Genomic DNA, 18,960 nt, shown 5'->3' on the forward strand with positions numbered 1-18,960 from the left:
TCCTACTCCCGGCTCGCTCGACTCAAGTCTGGTGCTTTCTGAGATCTCAGCCGTGACGGCCACCAACTCGCCCGTCCGACCAGCGTAGCCATTGCGGGGACCGTTATGGTCCGAACGAGGAAGGTGTCGAGCAAGATACCGATGCCGATCACGAAGCCGCCCTGGACCACGGTTCCGATGCTGGAAAACAGGAGGCCCCACATCGAGGCGGCGAAGATCAAACCGGCCGCGGTGATCACACCGCCGGTCGAGCCCAGGGCGCGGATGACGCCGTAACGCATGCTGTGGGGAGACTCGTCGCGCATTCGCGAGACGAAGAGCATGTTGTAATCGGCTCCCACGGCGACCAGCACCACGAACGCCAATGGCGCTACTGTCCAATGCAATCGCTGGCCGAGCGCGAGTTGAAACGTCAGGACGCCGATACCGACGGCCGACAAGTACGAAATCACCACGGAAGCAACCAGATATATCGGTGCAACGATCGCGCGTAGCAGCGCCATCAGGGTCAGTAGGACGACGACGAGGGTTACGGCGATGATGAATCGGATGTCGTGATCGTAATAGTTGCGCGTGTCCCGCAGCGTGACGGGATATCCCGCCATCGTCACCGAGGCGTCCGCCAAGGTGGTGTTCGGTTGGGCACCCCGAGCGGTATCGGTGATCGCGTTGACCTGATCCATCGCTTCGGCGCTGAAGGGATTGAGTTTGGTTTGAACCAGGTAGCGCACCGAGTGGCCGTCCGGCGAGATGAACGCCTTGGCGATCTTCTTGAATTCGTCCATACGCAGCAGCTGAGGCGGAATGTTGAACCCTGCCATCGACGGTTCGGCAGCATCATGTTTCATCGCCAATAGGAAAGCCGACGCGTCCCTGAGGCCGGCATCCATTTGTTTGATCTGGTCTACGAGTTGTTCCACGCCGTCAGCCAGCTGCCGGCTCCCGCCGGCGAATCGGTCGGCGCCTTGTTGAAGGTGGGTCAGGCCCGCCTGCAGCCCACCGGGCTGGTCGAGCCCCATGGAATGCAACACCTTCACGAGGTTGGAGAGCGCACCACGCAGCTGTTCCACCGATGCGTTGAGGGTCTGTCTGTCTTGGAACGCCTGCAGTTGCCGGGCCAGATCATTGATCTCGTCGAGGCTTCCGTCGCCACGCGCATTGACCAGGCGCTCAAATTCGCCGCGGGTTGCGCTGCACGAGGGATCGGCATCGCAGACCGGATTACCCTGGAGTGCCCCCAACACCGGGCCCACCCAGGCGAACATGTCCTTCATGGCCGCGAAGTTCAGGCCGATGCTATGGCCGAGCGAATTGATGCTGTTGACCAGCTTGGCCGCGGTGACGACCTCCTTGACCAACGTGTCTCCGCCATATTGGGTCTTCATGGACGAGAACGCGTCGATCAGACCCTGTATGCCGAGGGCGACCTCGTTGACCCGGCCGCGGACGTCACCGAGATTGTCGGCCAGGGTGTTGGCGCCGTTGACCAGTCGGTTGAGGTCATCGGCGTGGTCGCTGATCTCGTCGGACCCGGCGCCCAGGCGAGCGCCGATCGCGCCCGCCTGATATGTCGCTCTGAACTCTTCGGGCACAACGCCTCTGGGTCGGGTGATGCCCCTGACCGCGGCGATGTTCGGCAATTGGCTGACCCGGCCGGCCATTTGCTCCAAGTCGGCGAGCGCCCGCGGCGTGCGCAGGTCATGCGGTGACTGGACCAGGATGTATTCGGGAATGGACTCGTTGACGGGGAAATGGCGATCAAGCGCCGCATACCCGACGGAACTCGGAGCGGACGACCGCAGGGCCTTGCGATCGTCGTAGTTGTAGCGAACCAAGCCGGCACAGCTGGCCAGGACGATCAGCACGAGCACGCTGGCGACCAGATGGATCTTCGGCCGGCGGACGATGCGTATTCCCGAACGCCGCCACAATCGGGCGGTCAATTCCCGCCGCGGCGTGACCCAGCCCCGTGGCCCGGCGACCGCCAGAATGGCCGGCAGCAACGTCAGCGCGGCCAGGAATACGACACCGATGCCGATCGCCGACGACACACCGACCGTTGAGAAGACTCCCATCCGTGCGAAGCTGATGCCGAGAAATGTGATCCCGACCGTGGCGGCGGACGCGGCGATCACCTTTCCGATCGACGCCAATGCCCGCCTCACCGCTTCATCGGAATCCGCACCGAGCCGCAGGTGGTCGTGATAGCGGCTGATGAGAAAGACCGCATAGTCCGTTCCCGCCCCGGCGACCATCGCGCTCAGAAATACGACGGATTGGTTGGAAACGCCCAAGCCGCTGTGTTGGGAGACCGCCGCTACCACCGCCTGTGCGATCGCCATCGATATCCCGATCGCTATCAACGGCAGCAGCATGGTGAGCGGGTTGCGGTAGACCACCAGGAGGACGGCAAGCACCAGGACGGCGATTGCAAGCTCAATCGGAAGCCGATCCTGTTGGCCGGCGGCGGTGAGGTCAGCCACCGTGGCCGCGGGCCCGGCGAGGTGTGCGGTCAGCCGAGATCCGGCCGGCACGCGCTCCGCCGTTTGGCCGATGACCTGTTTGATGAGGGCGGCGACCCGGGTGTATGAGGCGTCGGAACGCGGAGTGCCCAACTCGCCCGCGATGCCGACGGGCAACACCCAGGATTTGTGGTCCTTGCTCGTCAGGGCCGGACGCAGGGACGGCGTGCTGACGAAGTCCTGCAACATCACGACGTCTCGGCTGTCCCCGCGCAGCGTCTCGACGAGCTTCTGGTACGCGGCCTCGTCGGGGGGACCAAGACCGTTCTCGTCGGTCAGCACCACCAGCAGAAGGTTTTCCGTGCCCGATTCGTGGAACGCCTCGGTCATCTTTCGCGCGGCCACGCTGGACGGCGCGTCGCTGGGCAGGATGGCGAGCGGATGGCTCTCGGCCATCTCGTCCAGAGTCGGGAGCGTCAGCGGCAGTGCGACCGCAATGGCGGCCCAAAGTCCTATCACCACCCAGGGCCACCGCACCACAAATTCGGCTAGCCGTCGCAATTCGGCCCCATGTCATTCACGCGTGGCTGCAGATCGCTCATTGTTGAGAAAAGCAATCGACGTCGAAATACTTCACGCTAGGCAACGCGTCCCCAATGCCCGCTATCGGCGACACGCGTACACAGAGACTTCATCGCTGCCATGTAACGGGCGACCGATTTATGGGCAACAGGGTTGTCGGGGTGCATCATCGCCATTGCCGTCCCGCCCGCGTACATGAATATATACGTGGTCAACTGATACGAATATCTCCCGTCGGAATATATGCCGATGTTGTCCGCATAGCCCAAATCCGCGGCTGCAAGCACAGCATTCATGGGGGCGGCGCCCCCGTGGAAGAAATTCGACACCGGGAAGTTGGGACGAGGCCGGTCCAGCCAGGGCGCCAATTCCAATACGCGGTAATAGGGCACTCTGGCCAGGTTCAGGCTCGAATCGAAGGAAGACTGGGCTGCCCAGGCGGCGTCACCGAAAGACGCCGCGCCGATCGGCACGGTGATAGGAACCAGGCCGGTGAACCAACCCTGAGTCATGAAGTTGTCCGAAGTCCTGCGGGTGTCTCGGGGGGTGAGCCCGTAATACGTGACGGCGCCCGTGAACTCGTGTTCCACCAGGGCGATGCAGGCGAACAGGCCGCCGACGAAACGGGCGCCGGCCGCCGCGCAGGCTGATTCGAATCTCGCCGTCTGTTCGGCGTCCATCAGCGTTTCCGTCGTCATGGCACTGACGGTCGGCTCCAACGGGTTACCCAACGGCAGGGGGAATTCGGGCAGGCCGCCATTGTTACTCTCGGCGAAGTCGATCCACGCGCGGACCTGGGGCGAATCAATGGTCAGAGACGACACGTACCGGCGTTCCTGGAGGCAGAAATCGTCAAAGCTGCCGGCGTCCGGCAGCGCCAGCGGCTGTCCGCCTCCCGCCAGCGCCTGGTACATCGCGTGGGACTCCAGCATCGTGATGCCAACCAGCGCGGCATCGCCGTGGACGTGGTCGATGCTCGCGTAGAACGTGAAGTTGTCCGTGCGCTGAACAATCCCGAAGGTGAAGCAACCCCACTGCAGGGGATTCGGTATGGCCACGACATGGTCGTGTAATTCCTGAGCACTCATTTCCCCATGATGGGTCGGCGCGAATTCGATATCGGCGGGGTCGTCGATGCTGTGCCTGACGACTTCTCCGCTATCGGTGTACTCGAACCAACTGCGGAACGTATCGTGCCGGCGCAGGTAAGAGTTGAGGGCGTGATTCATGGCAGCAATATCGCACCGGCCGGGCACCTCGCATGCACCGATGATTTGTCGGGAGTAGTCGAGTCCCGCCACAGTGCGTTCGTGATAGCCACGAATATGTTGCGATTGCATGTAGCTGACCGGCACAGAACTCACGGGTGCTTGCAGGGCCTTTTCCTGCGCCGCGGTTGTCGCGTGCCAGGAAGTCACCGCGCCCGGGCTCAGCGCCCAATCGCCAAGTGAGCCGATCGTGATTTTGCCGATGCGCACTCATGGCTCCTAGGTGTGTACGGCTGCAGTGGGGCCCCGCTGGTGGCGAGATCAAGATAACCCGTTGGGCCATCACCGTTGCGGAGAATCCGCGGATACGTGTGACACCCGACGGGGGCGGCCGCCGTCGCCGCGGTGGGCCGCTCGTCGCCGAGGGGCGCCACAACTGACGGGCTCAAATTTTGGAGCGAAACGTGGCTCCTGGGTGGCCGCCCGCCCGATAGAGTGCGGGCGGCGCGCCGGTTCTACGGGTCTGCCGCGACATGTTCGGCAACTTCGCCCAACGGTACGTCTGTCTTAGATCTTGCCGCTACGCTACATATGTTGAACAACGGATACTGGGCCCGAACTCAGGGGGTGCCCTGGCGCCTGTGCGCACGGGGCACCTCTGGTGTTCACCAGGCCGTCGACCGCGGAAGGCCAACGGAAGGCCATTGCGCGGGAAGGGGAACCGCAGGTTGCATCGTGAATCCAGCCCACCGGAGGCCGCCAACACGGCTGACGGAAAAAGCCGACTCTCGCTTGCCGATCGCGTGGTCGTCGCACACTCGAACCGCTGAAGTCGGTTGGGTGCTTGCAGTGAGCGTTTCCGACGTGGTTGGCAACTCACGCGGCCCGGACGCGGCCGGGGCTCGCGAGCCTCGAGTCGTCGACGGATCCAATAGCGGAATATAGAGAGGACAACCGCATGGCATCTCTCGAAGACCCGATGGCGCCGGCACCGGGTTTTGCGATCGTCGGCTACGCAGTGCGCGTGCCGGGTGCTAACGATGCGGATGGATTCTGGGACATATTGCGGCAAGGGCGCGAAACGGTTTCGGAGGTACCTCAGGACCGCTGGGATGTCGACGAGTTGTTCGACCCGGATCCCGGGGCGCCCGGGAAGATCGCGACCCGCCGGGCGGGATTCATCGACGACATAGCGGGGTTTGACGCGCCGTTCTTCGGGGTGTCGACGCGCGAGGCCGAGTGGATGGACCCGCAACATCGGATGCTGCTGGAGACCGCGTGGCAGGCGCTGGAGCATTCTGGCGCCGCACCAACCAATTTGGCCGACACCAGGACCGGCGTTTTCATGGGTTTGTCGACCCATGACTACCTGGCGACGATGTCCAACGAGCTGGGCCCCGCGGAAATCGAAGCCTATTTGGCGATTGGCACGTCGGCCGCTGCGGCGGCGGGCCGGATCAGTCATCGCCTGGGACTGCAGGGACCGGCGGTCACGGTCGATACGGCGTGCAGCTCGTCGTTGGTGGCAGTCCATCAGGCCTGCCAAGCGCTGCGCCTGCGCGAGTGCGACCTCGCGCTGGTCGGTGGCGCGAATGTCCTCATCAGCCCGGCAACGATGATGACCTTCTCCCAATCACGGATGCTGGCCCCGGACGGCCGCTGCAAGACGTTCGACGCGGCGGCCGACGGTTACGTGCGGGGTGAGGGCTGCGGTGTCGTGGTCGTGAAACGTCTTGATGACGCGATTCGCGACGGTGACCGCATTCGGGCCGTGATACGGGGCAGCGCGGTCAACCAGGATGGCGCATCGGGTGGTTTGACGGTGCCGAATGGTGTTGCCCAGCAACGGGTCATCGCCGAGGCCCTGCAGCGAGCCGGCGTCGCGGCCGGCGATGTCGGATATCTGGAAGCGCACGGGACCGGCACATCGCTGGGTGACCCAATCGAAGTACAGGCCGCGGCCGCGGTACTCGGCGAGGGGCGCGACCCCGGCGCGCCGCTGCTGATCGGTTCGGTCAAAACGAACATCGGGCATCTGGAAGCCGCCGCGGGGATCGCGGGGCTGGTCAAGGTCATCCTGTCGCTCGAGCACGAAGTGTTGCCGAAGCACTTGAATTTTCGCAACCCGTCGCCGCACATACCTTGGAACCGGCTTCCGGTGCGGGTCGTGGACGAGACGACTGCATGGGAACGCAACGATCGACCTCGTGCCGCGGGCGTCAGTTCTTTCGGGTTCTCCGGCACCAACGCGCACCTCATCGTCGAGGAAGCGCCCTGTCAAGTGGGCCAGTTCGGCGGGGCGCCTGCTCCGACCGGGCAGTCCACGGACCGACGGTTCAGCGTGCTTCCACTCTCCGCGCGCAGCCCGGCCGCATTGGTGCAGCTGGCCGATCGGTACCGCTGCTGGTTGAGCGCGCATCCCGAGGCCGCGTTGTCCGATGTGTGCTTCACCGCCGGGGCGGGGCGATCCCATCTGGAGCACCGGGCCGCGTTGGTGGTGAATTCGACGGAATCCGCGCGTGAGTTACTCGGTGCGCTGGCCGACGACCGCCCGGCACCGGGTTTGGTGCGGGGCGTGTGCGCCGACAAGCCGCAGACGGCATGGTTGTTCCCGGGTCAAGGCAGCCAGTTCGCCGGGATGGCCCGAGAGTTGTTCGAGAGCGAGCCGGTGTTCGCCGAGACGATGACCCGGTGCGCCGAGGTGATCGATGGCGTGCTCGAAAAACCCTTGCTGAACGTGGTTTTCGATTCGGACGGCCCAGACAGCCAAGAGACCTTGCGGCAAACATGCTATGCCCAGCCGGCCTTGTTCGCGATTGAGATGGGCCTTGCCAGACTTTGGCAGTCGTGGGGCTTCGAGCCGGACGTGGTTATCGGCCACAGCGTCGGCCAATACGCGGCCGCCTGCGTCGCGGGCGTCTTCGGTCTCGAGGACGGAGCCATGTTGCTGGCCGAGCGCGGCCGCCTGTTCGGCAGTTTGCCCCCCGGCGGCCGCATGGTCGCGGTATTCGCTGCCGGCGAGCGCGTGGAAGGCCTGACCGATACGTTTCCGAGCTTGTCGGTGGCCGCGTACAACGGCGCCAATACCGTGCTGTCGGGACCCGCGCAGGACCTGGACCGGGCGGTGGCGGGACTGGAGGCGGACGGTGTGCGCTGTGACTGGCTGGATACCAGTCATGCCTTCCATTCGGCGCTCCTGGATCCGGTCCTCGACGAATTCGAATCGTATGCGAACGGGTTCCAGTTCCGTTCGCCACAACGAACATTGGTGTGCAATCGCACCGGCACCGCCCTGGGCAGAAATGCAAAACTGGACGGCGCCTATTGGCGCGGCCACGCCCGGCAGCCGGTCGAGTTCGCCAAAAGCGTGCGCACCCTGGCCGATCTCAGGTGCACGCTGCTGCTGGAGGTCGGTCCGCAACCGGTGCTCGCCGCCGCAGCCCTGCGTGCGTGGCCTGACCCGGCAACCGCACCACGGGCAATCGCCTCGTTGCGCCGCAACACCGCCGACCACCGCCAGATCACCGACGCCCTGGCCAATGCCTACGTGATGGGGCACCGGCCCGACTTCACTGCCCTGCAGCACGGACGCGCACACAAGCTCGACCTACCCACCTACCCCTTTCAGCATCGCCCGTACTGGTTCCGCGAGCAGCGGATCGCGCGCACCCGGATCTCCGACCAGAGCGCAGCCACGCGCACCGAGGCCGTCCGGCTTCTGGAAGACGGCCGGATCGAGGAGCTCGCCGCGCAACTCGACGGCGGCAGCGGCGATCAGCACACCGTCGATGTGCTGAAACAGCTCGCCGCACAACACAACCAGCAGCGTGAAGCGCAATCCATCACGGACTGCCGTTACGAGATTCGCTGGGACAAATCCGCTGTCAAGGCCTCAGAGGCCGCCCAGGCGGAACTTCCCGGGGGTTCTGCCTGGATCCTCATCGGCGACGATGCCGATGCCATCAAGCCATTGGTCGGCGCGCTGACCGCCCGCGGGCACCGGCATCGCATCCTCGGACTGCCAGCCTCCGACGTCGACGAGGAAAAACTCGAAGCTACGTTACGTGCTGCGGTGGCGGACGAACCGACGACCCGAATTCTGCATCTCGCGGCGCTCTCGGTCGGAACATCGTCGACGCAGTCGCTGCTGCGGATGCAACACCGAATCGTCGGCGGGACACGGCGACTCTTGCGCGCCGCGGCCGCCGCCGAACTCCGCACAGCCATTTGGGTGCTGACCCGCGGAGCGCAGCGGGTCACCAGCGGCGACACGGTGTCACCGGTGCAATCCTGCATGTGGGGGCTCGGTCGTGCCGCCGCGCTGGAATATCCGCGACTGTGGGGCGGACTGGCGGATCTTCCAGACGATGGTCCCTTGGAAGAGGGTGTTTGGACGCGATTGATCGACCACCTGATGGCTGCACCGCGCGCCGAAGACCAAGTCGCGCTGCGCGATCAAACGGTTTATGTACCTCGGCTGACCCGGCGCGCCGGGCAGCCGATCGCGACACCGTTGGAACTGCGTGATGACGCAACATATCTGGTGACTGGCGGCCTGGGCGGGGTCGGATTGGAAATAGCCGGATACCTGGCTGCGCACGGCGCCGGCCACCTGCTGCTTGTCGGCCGACGCCCGCCTCGTGATGCCGTGCAACAGCGCATCGATGCGATTCGCGAACAGCACGGCTGCGAAATCCGCGTCATCGCCGCCGATGTCGCCAATCCGCACGACGTCGCACGTCTTTTGGGCACCGTACACAGCGAGCTACCGCCGCTGGCCGGCATCGTGCACGCCGCGGGAGAGATCAGCTCAACACCGCTACAAACGTTGGAGGACGCCGAAGTAGATCGAGTGTTCGCCGGGAAGGTCTGGGGCGCTTGGTATTTGAGCGAAGCCACCGCGGACATTCCGTTGGACTTCTTCCTGAGCACCTCCTCGATCTCCGCGGCATGGGGCAGCTTCGGCCAGGCCGCGTACAGCGCGGCCAACGCCTTTCTCGACGGGCTGGCCCGGCGGCAGCGCGAGCAGGGCATCCCCGGCATCAGTGTCAGTTTCGGCCCGTGGGGGTCGGCGGGCATGGCCGACGCGGCCGCCCGCGCGGAACTGGAGAAACGAGGAGTCAAAACGTTGTCTCCCGCCGATGCGTTGGCGGGGATGGCCGAGCTCATGGTGGCTTCGTCAGGAAAAGGCGCAGAAGGGATTGTGGCACGGATCGACTGGGCCAGCTTCGTGCCGCTCTACCAACTGGCCGGGAAGCGGTCGTTCCTGGAGGAGCTGGAGCGGGAGGTGCCCGAGTCGCCAGCGCTCACGTCGCCCGGAACCACCCGACTGGTGGAGCAGCTCACCATGGCTCCGGCGCAGCAGCGGAAGAAACTCGTCGTGGACTACCTGCGCGGCGTGGTAGCCGAGGTGACACGGATCGATGCGGCGGAAATCCGCGACGAGGCCGGGTTCTTCGATGTCGGTATGGATTCGCTGATGGCCGTTGAACTTCGGCGACGGGTGGAGCATGCCGTGGGCAAGGAGCTGCCGGCGACTCTGGCGATGGACTATCCCCGTCTGGTCGACGTGGCGGACTACCTGCTCTGTGACGTCCTCAGCATCGGCGCACAGGCTGCCAGTTCGGACGCCGATTCGAGTGCCACTTTGGCGGCCCGGCGGGGCCCCGCAACGACCCCACTTACATCAGGACGCACGGACGAGCCGATCGCCATCGTCGCGGTGGCCTGCCGCTTCCCCGGTGCGCCCGACCCCGAGGCGTACTGGGAGTTGCTGTCGGCCGGTGTCGATGCGATCCGGGAGATCCCGGACGACCGCTACGACGTCGACGAGTATTTCGACCCGGACCCCGAGACGGCGGGCAAGACCTACAGCCGCTTCGGCGGATACCTCGACCGAATCGACGGATTCGATCCGGAATTCTTCGGCATCTCCCCGCGCGAGGCCGTATGGATGGATCCGCAGCAGCGGTTGATGCTGGAAATCGCGTGGGAGGGCCTGGAACGCGCCGGGTATTCGCCTACGGCGTTGCGTGGCAGCCGAAGCGGCGTGTTCGTCGGCGTGGCCGCAAACGAGTATTCGCATCTGCTGTCCGCCAACCCAATCGAGACCCTGGAAGCACATTTCATCACCGGCAATGCGCTCAATGCCATCGCGGGTCGTGTTGCCTTCGCACTCGGGCTGGAAGGACCGGCGATGGCGGTGGATACGGCATGCAGCGCGTCGCTGGTGGCCGTCCACCAGGCATGCCAGGCGTTGCGCACCGGTGACTGCGACCTGGCGCTGGCAGGCGGGGTGAACGTTTTGCTGAGCCCAGCATCGATCGTTGCCGCCTCACGCGCGGGGATGCTGTCCCCGGACGGTCGATGCAAGACGTTCGACGCTGCCGCCGACGGCTACGTGCGCAGCGAGGGATGCGGGATCCTGGTGCTCAAGAGGCTCGGCGATGCCGAGCGCGACGGCGATCGGATTTGCGCGGTCATCCCGGGCAGCGCGGTCAATCAGGACGGCGCGTCCAGCGGTTTGACCGTGCCCAACGGGGGTGCGCAGCAACGGCTTATCGCGGCGGCGCTGGCTCGTGCCGGTATCGAGGGGCGAGATGTCGACTACCTCGAGGCGCACGGGACCGGCACATCGCTCGGTGACCCGATCGAGGTCCAGGCCGCCGCAGCCGCCTACGGTGGCGGCCGCGACGCCGACCGCCCGCTGCTGCTGGGCTCGGTGAAGACCAATATCGGGCACCTCGAGTCGGGGGCCGGAATCGCCGGTCTGATCAAGGTCGTGTTGTCTTTGCAGCACGAGGTTCTGCCCCAGAACCTGCACTTCGAGGAACCGTCGCCGCATATTCCGTGGGACTCGTTGCCGGTGCGGGTCGTTGACAAGGCGATTCCCTGGCAAGCCAACTGCAAGCCCCGACGCGCCGGGGTGAGTTCCTTCGGATTCACCGGAACCAACGCACACGTGATCATCGAGGAGGCGCCGCGCCGAGCGGCAAGCGCCGACGAATACACCCCGGACGACGCCGTCCCTGACGTCTTTCCCGGTGTGGATGAGGCGCCGGAGTCGGAGGCATCGGGCGAGCCGGTCAGCGTGTTGCCGCTATCGGCGCGCTCACCCCAGGCGTTGATGGCGTTGGCGCAGCGTTATGGGGCCTGGTTGGACGCGCACCCCAAGGCCGACATCACCGATGTGTGCTTCACGGCGGGGGTCGGGCGTTCGCATTTCGAACACCGGGCCGCGATCGTCGTGGATTCGGGCGGCGGTTCAATCCAGGCCGCTCGCGAGTTGCTGACCGAATTGTCCGAGAATCGGCTGCGACCGGGCGTGGTACGCGGTGAGTGCGCCGACCCGCCGAGGACGGCGTGGTTGTTCACCGGGCAAGGTAGCCAGTACCCGCGGATGGCGCGCGAGTTGTTCTACGCCGAACCGGTTTTCGCCGAAACCGTGACGCGATGCGCGGAAGCGGTGGATGGGATGCTCCCGCATCCGTTGCTGGAGGTGCTGTTCGGCGCCGACCGGGACAGCGCAAAGATGTTGCGCCATACCTCGTTTGCTCAGCCGGCGCTGTTCGCAGTGGAGATGGGCCTGGCACGGCTGTGGCAGTCGTGGGGCATCGAACCCGACGTGGTGCTCGGGCACAGCGTGGGCCAGTACGCGGCGGCGTGTGTGGCCGGCGTCTTCAGCCTCGAGGACGGGGCACGACTGTTGGCCGAGCGTGGCCGGCTGTTCGGCAGCCTGCCCGAGGGCGGGCGGATGGTGGCGGTATTTGCCGACCCCGAGCACGTGGAGGCACTCGCCCACGGATTTCCGCGGGTTTCGGTCGCTGCCTACAACGGCCCCAACACGGTGTTGTCCGGGCCCGGCACGGATCTGGAACAGATCGTCGCCACATGCAGCAATGACGGGATCCGGTGCTCGTGGCTGGACACCAGTCACGCCTTTCATTCGGAGTTGCTGGAGCCGGTGCTGGACGAGTTCGAGTCGTGTGCGGCTCGGGTGCAGTTTGCCGTGCCGGAGCTGCCGTTGGTCTGCAACCGGACCGGCGCGGTGCTCACCGCGGAAAACCCACCGGACGCACAGTATTGGCGGCGGCATTCCCGCCAGCCGGTGCAGTTCGCCGACAGCGTCCGCACCGTGGCGGCCCTGCGCTGCTCGGTCTTGATGGAGATCGGACCCCAGCCGGTTCTGACCGCGGCTGCCGTTCAGGTGTGGCCGGAATCCGCGGCCGCGCCGCGCGCGATCGTTTCCCTGCGCAAGGGCACCGACGCGCGCCGCCAGACCGCAGAAGCGCTGGCCGCGGCCTATGTCGCCGGGCACCGGCCCGATTTCGCCGCACTGCATCACCAGCCGCGCCGCAGGCTCGAACTACCGACATATCCGTTCCAGCGCCGTCACTTCTGGCCCAAGGTTTCGGGCCTCGCCGTTTTGGACTCACACGGTGCCGCCGTATCCGGGATCCTGGGCAGCGCAAAGGATCTCGCCTCCGGGGACTCCGTGTACACCAGCCGGTGGTCCATCAAATCGCAGCCGTGGCTGTCGGATCACGTCATCTATGGAACCGTTGTCGTTCCGGGAGCGACGTACGCGGCGATGGCGATTGCCGCGGTCGGGACGCCGGCGCAGGTGCACGATGTCTTCTTCTACGAACCGATCATTCTGGGCGACAAGAGTTCCCGGGAGGTGCAGCTGACCGTGCATCCGGTGGGGGACGGTGGCGGCCGGACCTTCCAGGTACACAGCCGTCCATACGGTGAGCGAGACGCCGAGTGGTCGTTGAACGCCGATGGCCGGATTGTCAGCGGCGCCGACCAGGGCCTGCCGGTGGAGCCCGCATCGGAGCCGACATCGAATCCGACGGATTCCGTGGATGCCGCGTGCGAGCGGATGAGCCGCAAGCGTCCGCAGGAGCTGTTCGGCATTTTCGCCGACATGGAGCTGGCGTGGGGCCCCACCTGGTCCACTTCCCTCAAATCGCTGTGGGCCGGTGACGGCGAGGCGGTTGGCGACATCGTCGTCGGTGACGAGCTCGCCGAACAACTCGGAAGCGAGCCGATCCATCCGGTGCTGCTGGACCTGTGCACCGGAATCGCCTTCCCGGCCTTTCCCGCGGTTCTCGCGGCAACCGAGGATGGCGGCCTCATGGGGGATCTTTTCTTGCCGCTGCGGTATGGGCGGGTGGCGCTGCGCGAGAAGATGCCGCGGCGGTTCTACTGCCGTGCGCGTTGGCAGTCCGGCGGTGTCGACAGCGAAACGCAGGTCTTCGACCTTGATTTCGTGGATCGGGACGGTCGGCAGTTGGGCGAAATCAGCGGCTTCACCGTAAAGCGCGCCCCCCGGGAAGCTTTGTTGCGCGGGCTCGGCGGCGATGCCAGCCGGAACCTGTACACCCTCGGCTGGCAGGAAACGCCGCCGGCGGCGTCAGGCGACGTTGCCGAGAGCGGCGACGGCACCTGGCTCGTCATCGGGTTTGACGACCTCGCGGCCGAGCTGCCGGGTTCCATTGTGTTGCAACGTGACTCGATCAATTCGCTTTCAGAGGATCCGGGAGCGTGGGAGCGGCTGTTCGCACAGGCTCGGGAGCGCGGTGCCCCGGTCTCCGGCATTGTCTGGCGCAGTACCGGCCGACCGCGCACAGAAGAATCGACGGTCGAATTCGCCGGGCGGTTGGAGACGGAGATCGACCAGCTGCTCACAATCGCGCAAACACTTTCGGCGCAGCAAGACGTGAAACTCACCGGAGGATTGTGGATCGTCACCGGACGGGCCGTGGCGACCGAACCGGGCGAGCCGGTCGACCCGGCGCAATCGGCGCTGTGGGGATTCGGCCGTACCATGATCGCCGAGCAGCCGTCCCTGCGTTGTAGGTTGGTCGACTGCGACGATTTCGACGATGCCGTGCGATTGCTGACCGGGCTACTCGGCACGGTGGACACAACTCTTTCCGAACCCGAACCCGAACCCGAACTCGCACTGCGACAAGGCAAGTGCTTGGTGCCGCGGCTGGTGCCATGGGCGCGCGGCGGCCCGCTGGCGGTACCCCGCGCGACCGATTACATCCTGGCGCCGACCGAACGGGGCGCGATCGACAACCTGCGTCTTGTCGAGACGGAAGTGTCGCCGCCGATGGCGGGCCATGTGCAGATCCGCGTAGAGGCCGCGGGCCTCAACTTCCGGGACGTGCTCAATGTGCTCGGCCTCTACCCAGGCGATCCTGGGATGATCGGTGGTGACCTCTCCGGCGTCGTGACGGAGTTGGGAGCCGGCGTTACCGAATTCGAGTTCGGCCAGCGGGTTTTCGGCTTCATGCCGGGTGGATTCGCCACCCGTGTCAACGTGCCCGCCCAGTTCCTGTCGGCGGTGCCGAAGGGGCTGAGCGCGGTAGCGGCGGCCACGATACCCGCCGGGGCGCTCACGGCCCGGCTTGCATTTGACTGGGCGAAGGTGCGGCCCGGTGACCGCGTGCTCATCCACGCCGCAAGCGGGGGCGTCGGACTGGCCGCGATCCAGTTGGCACAGCAGCGAGGTGCGACCGTCTTCGCCACCGCCAGCGCCTACAAACGTGCGGCGCTGCGCGAGATGGGCGTGGAACACGTGTACGACTCGCGCAGTACGGATTTCGCGGATCAGATTTTGGCGGACACCGGCGGCTCGGGCGTTGATGTGGTGCTCAACAGTCTGACGAACGAGGGATTCATCGCTGCGACCGTGCGCGCTACCGCGCAGGGGGGCCGGTTCGCCGAGATCGCCAAGCGCGACATCTGGTCTCCGCAGCAAATGGCGGCGGCTCGTCCCGATATCGATTACGAGATCATCGCGCTGGACGGGTGCATCGAGCGAGAGCCCGAGCGGGTGGGGAACCTGCTGGCGGAGCTGGCCGACAGTATGGCCAGCGGCGAGCTGGCCCCGATCGCGGCCGAGGTCTACCCGTTGACTGAGGCCAAGGCCGCATTCCGTCGCATGCAACAGGCGCGGCATATCGGCAAGATCGTGCTGCAGATGCCGAAACCGCTACAGCCGCACCACGATCGGAGCTATCTGATCACCGGTGGTCTCGGTGCACTCGGCCTGAACACCGCCGCTCACCTGGCCCAACTCGGGGCGGGTGACATCGTGCTGACCAGCCGGCGCGCGCCCGACGGTGACGCACAGCGGGCGATCGCTGACATCACCGAGCGCTACCGGTGCCGCATCCACACCTTTGCCGCCGATGTCGGGGACGAGGCCCAGGTCGCCGAGCTGCTGGAGCGGATCAGGACGGAGTTACCGCCGCTGGCTGGGATAGCCCACCTGGCGGGAGTGCTCGACGACGCGCTGCTACCGCAGCAGAGCCTGGAACGCTTCCGAATGACATTGGCTCCCAAGGCATTGGGCGCGTGTCACCTGGACCGGTTGACGAAGAACGACGATCTGGACTTCTTCGTCGTGTACTCTTCGGCTTCCAGCGTGCTCGGTTCGCCCGGTCAGGCCAACTACTCGACCGCCAATGCGCTGCTCGACGGGCTCGTTGCGGAGCGCAGGGCGAAAGGCCTGCCCGCGACCAGCGTCAACTGGGGTCCCTGGGCGAAGGGTGGCATGGCCACTTCCCGCGCCGCGCGGGCCAATCTCAGTGCGCAAGGCCTGATTCCGTTGGAACCGGCTGCCGCCCTCGCGGCGCTCGACGACATCATCGCGCACGGGACGTCGCAGGCCACCGTCATCAAAGCCAATTGGCAGCGTGCCGCGAAGAGCGGCCTGGGCGCCTCGCGCCCGTCGATTCTCGACCACGTTCTGCCGAGCGCTGTCGCGGCGACACCCGGGGACAGCGAGTTGCTCCGGCAACTGCAGGAGGTGCCTGAGGCGCAACGCGGCAGTTTCCTCACCGAATACCTACGGTATGAAGTACAGAGCTTCCTCCGGCTCGCACAACCGCCGGCCGCGACCAGCCGGTTCTTGGACCTGGGCACCGATTCGCTGATGGCGGTCGAATTCAGCAATCGGTTGGTCCCCCAGTTCGGGGGTGCGTTCGCGATCAGCGCGACCGCGTTATTCGACTATCCGACGATCGGTTCGCTCGCCGAGTACCTGGCCAGTCAGGTGCCGGAACGGCCCGATACGGATCCTGGCGCGCCCGACGCCGCGTGACGAGCGTGTGCTTGCGTGCGCGCGCATCTCGCCGGCGCCGGCAGTTCGGTCTCGCATCACCCTGAAAATGGCAGATGGACACCGTGAGCCGGAGGACCCGATTTCGCGTCGATACGCGATTGAGATATAACTAGACGTTAGTCCAATAAGCCGCTAGTTGCCGGCGCGTGAAAACTGAAAATGCTCGTTTTCGCATAATTCGCTGTGCTCAGTTATTCAGCATGCGCCTAATTAATGGCCGCCCCGCGCAGCTCTCACCAGCGCGAACGCGCGGGCCGACGATCACCGAAAATAATCATTCCGTTTTCGCCATTCGCGCACACTCCGCGTCAGTGTGATGTATACACACATGTGAGCCGATGCCTGTCGGCGCGTAACGGGGAGGTAAGCGATGTCTTTTCTATCGGCGGCTCCGGAGTTCCTGAACTCGGCGGCAGCGGATATTTCCAACATCGGCTCTGCGCTGACGAACGCACATGCAGCGGCGGCCGGCCCGACGACGAGCGTGCTTGCCGCCGGTGCTGACGAGGTGTCGGCGGTGGTGGCATCGCTGTTCTCCGAGCACGGGCAGCTTTTTCAGACTCTCGGCGCTCAGGCCTCGATGTTCCAGGCCCAGTTCACGCAGGCCTTGAGCCAGGCGGGACTCGCCTACACAGCCGCCGAGCTGGCTAACGCCTCGCCGTTGCAGGCGCTGAACAGCCTGCAAGCCTTTGAGAGTCAGGTGGCCGGTGCTGTGCCCTCAGTCGGCACCCTGGGTCTGCCGGGCGGCGTCCCGGGTCTGACAAGCGCGGCTCCGCTCCTGCCGGGCTTGCCGGATCTGGGCGGCGGCCTGGGTCTGCCGGCGCTGCCGGGCCTGGGTGGTCTGCCGGGCTTGCCGGCTCTGCCGGGGCTGGGCGGGCTGCCGGGCTTCCCGGCTCTGCCCAGCTTCCCGGCTCTGACCTTCCCGGCTCTGACCTTCCCGGCTCTGCCGGGTCTGGGCAGCCTGACGGGGCTCCTGGGCAGCCTCACGGGTCTGGGCGGCGGCCTGGGTGGACTTCTCGGCGGCCTGACGGGTGGTCTGGGCGGCCTCTTGGGCGGCGGCCTCCCGGGTCTGGGCGGCCTGGGTGGCCTGCTGGGCGGCCTGACAGGTGGTCTGGGCGGCCTCTTGGGCGGCGGCGTCCCGGGCCTGGGCGGCCTGACTGGTCTCCTGGGCGGTCTCCTGGGCGGCCTCCCGGGTATCCCGAACCTCTTCAACCTGCCGCCCGCGGTGGTTGACAGCCTCTTCAATGCGGGCTTCTTCAACTACCTGCCCAATTTCGGCTTCGGTAACCGAGGCCTCTACAACTTCGGCAACGGGAACACCGGCTTCTTCAACTTCGGTTCCGGAAACATCGGCATCAACAACGTCGGCTTCGGCAACAGCGGCTTCCTCCCCGCCGGGCTTCCGCTGGGTGGCGGCAACTGGGGCGGCGGGAACTTCGGCAACACCAACTACGGCTTCGGAAACACGGGCAACCTCAACTGGGGCCTGGGAAACACCGGCATCGGCAACATCGGTGGCGGCAATACCGGTGCGGGCAACTGGGGCCTCGGAAACACCGGCGTCGGCAACTTCGGGGTCGGGCTGACCGGGAACGGTCAGTTCGGCATCAACTTCTCCAGGCTGCTCAACTCGGGCAGTGGCAACCTCGGATTGTTCAACTCGGGTGCGGGCAACATCGGGTTCTTCAACTCGGGTGTCGGCAACATCGGCATCGGCAACTCCGGCTTCAATACGGCCTTCCCGCTCGCGGGCACCTTCAACAACATGGGCTTCGGCAACTCCGGCGTCGCGAACTTCGGCGCCTTGAACTCGGGCATGTTCGACACGGGCTTCGGCAACTCCGGTTTGCCCGTAACCAACCTGATCGACGCCGCACCCGGCTCCAACACACCCTATGGCCCGTTGTCCCCCTTGGGCGGGTTCAACACCGGCTTCGGAAACTCGGGCAGCTGGAACACGGGCTTCGGGAACGGAGGCAACTTCAATACGGGCCTCTGGAACGCGGGCAACGTCAATACGGGCGTGGGGAACCTGGGCAACATCAACACGGGCTTCTTCAACTCGGGCAGCCTGAACACCGGGTTCTTCGGCGGTACGGTGCCTATCCTCGGCAGCGGCGACCCCACGGCCGTTAACTCCGGCTTCGGCAACACCGGTGTCGGGACCTCGGGCTTCTTCAACACCGGTAATACGGTGTCGGGCTTAATGAACACGTTCACCGACGGAGCATTAGCCGACGGCTTCGGCTCGGGGATCATGAACACAGTCATCGACGGAACCAATATTGATGGCTTGGTCTCGGGCATCTACAACCACGGCGTCTCCGGCCACGTTCCGTTGACAAACCTCATTCTGAGCACCCCGCTGATGTCGACCTTTAGCGGCCTCCTCACGCCCGGTGAGTACCAGCTCCTGGTGAATACGCTGAGCCTGCCGGGCGTCCCCATCTTCATCGAGCAAGGCTTTGACAGTGGTCTCATGTCGGGCTTTATCAACAACGGGACTCTTATTTCCGGCTTGCTAAGCATCGGCCCCAAGTAACTGACACCGAGGGTTCCTGCTAGA

Annotated in this window: 4 protein-coding genes; 2 read left to right on the forward strand and 2 right to left on the reverse strand. The window is 65.4% G+C overall.

Translation table 11 applies throughout. From position 1 onward, the window contains the following. Positions 1-2 precede the first annotated feature (2 nt). Together GPY60_RS02635 and GPY60_RS02640 are read right to left on the reverse strand one after the other, a co-directional pair. Positions 3-3,023 carry an MMPL/RND family transporter gene (locus GPY60_RS02635; protein WP_255457203.1) on the reverse strand — a complete coding sequence of 1,007 codons (3,021 nt, stop codon included), beginning with the start codon at positions 3,021-3,023 and terminating at the stop codon, positions 3-5. Positions 3,024-3,100: 77 nt separating this feature from the next. Continuing rightward, the gene (locus GPY60_RS02640; RefSeq protein WP_156686006.1) at positions 3,101-4,522 is read right to left on the reverse strand and encodes a condensation domain-containing protein; all 1,422 of its coding nucleotides are present in this window, start codon (positions 4,520-4,522) and stop codon (positions 3,101-3,103) included. A 688-nt stretch (positions 4,523-5,210) separates the two neighbouring features. On the opposite strand from GPY60_RS02640, the gene GPY60_RS02645 reads away from it, so the two are divergent. Both GPY60_RS02645 and GPY60_RS27470 read left to right on the forward strand, forming a co-directional pair. Continuing rightward, positions 5,211-16,373: a type I polyketide synthase gene (locus GPY60_RS02645; protein ID WP_156686007.1), complete on the forward strand. Its 11,163-nt coding sequence runs from the start codon at positions 5,211-5,213 to the stop codon at positions 16,371-16,373. Between the two features lie 391 nt (positions 16,374-16,764). Further along, positions 16,765-18,936, forward strand: a complete 2,172-nt coding sequence (locus GPY60_RS27470; RefSeq protein WP_156686008.1) for a PE family protein — start codon at positions 16,765-16,767, stop codon at positions 18,934-18,936. Positions 18,937-18,960 lie beyond the last annotated feature (24 nt).

It is taken from the genome of Mycobacterium sp. Marseille-P9652 (genome assembly GCF_902652685.1).
Classification (GTDB): domain Bacteria; phylum Actinomycetota; class Actinomycetes; order Mycobacteriales; family Mycobacteriaceae; genus Mycobacterium.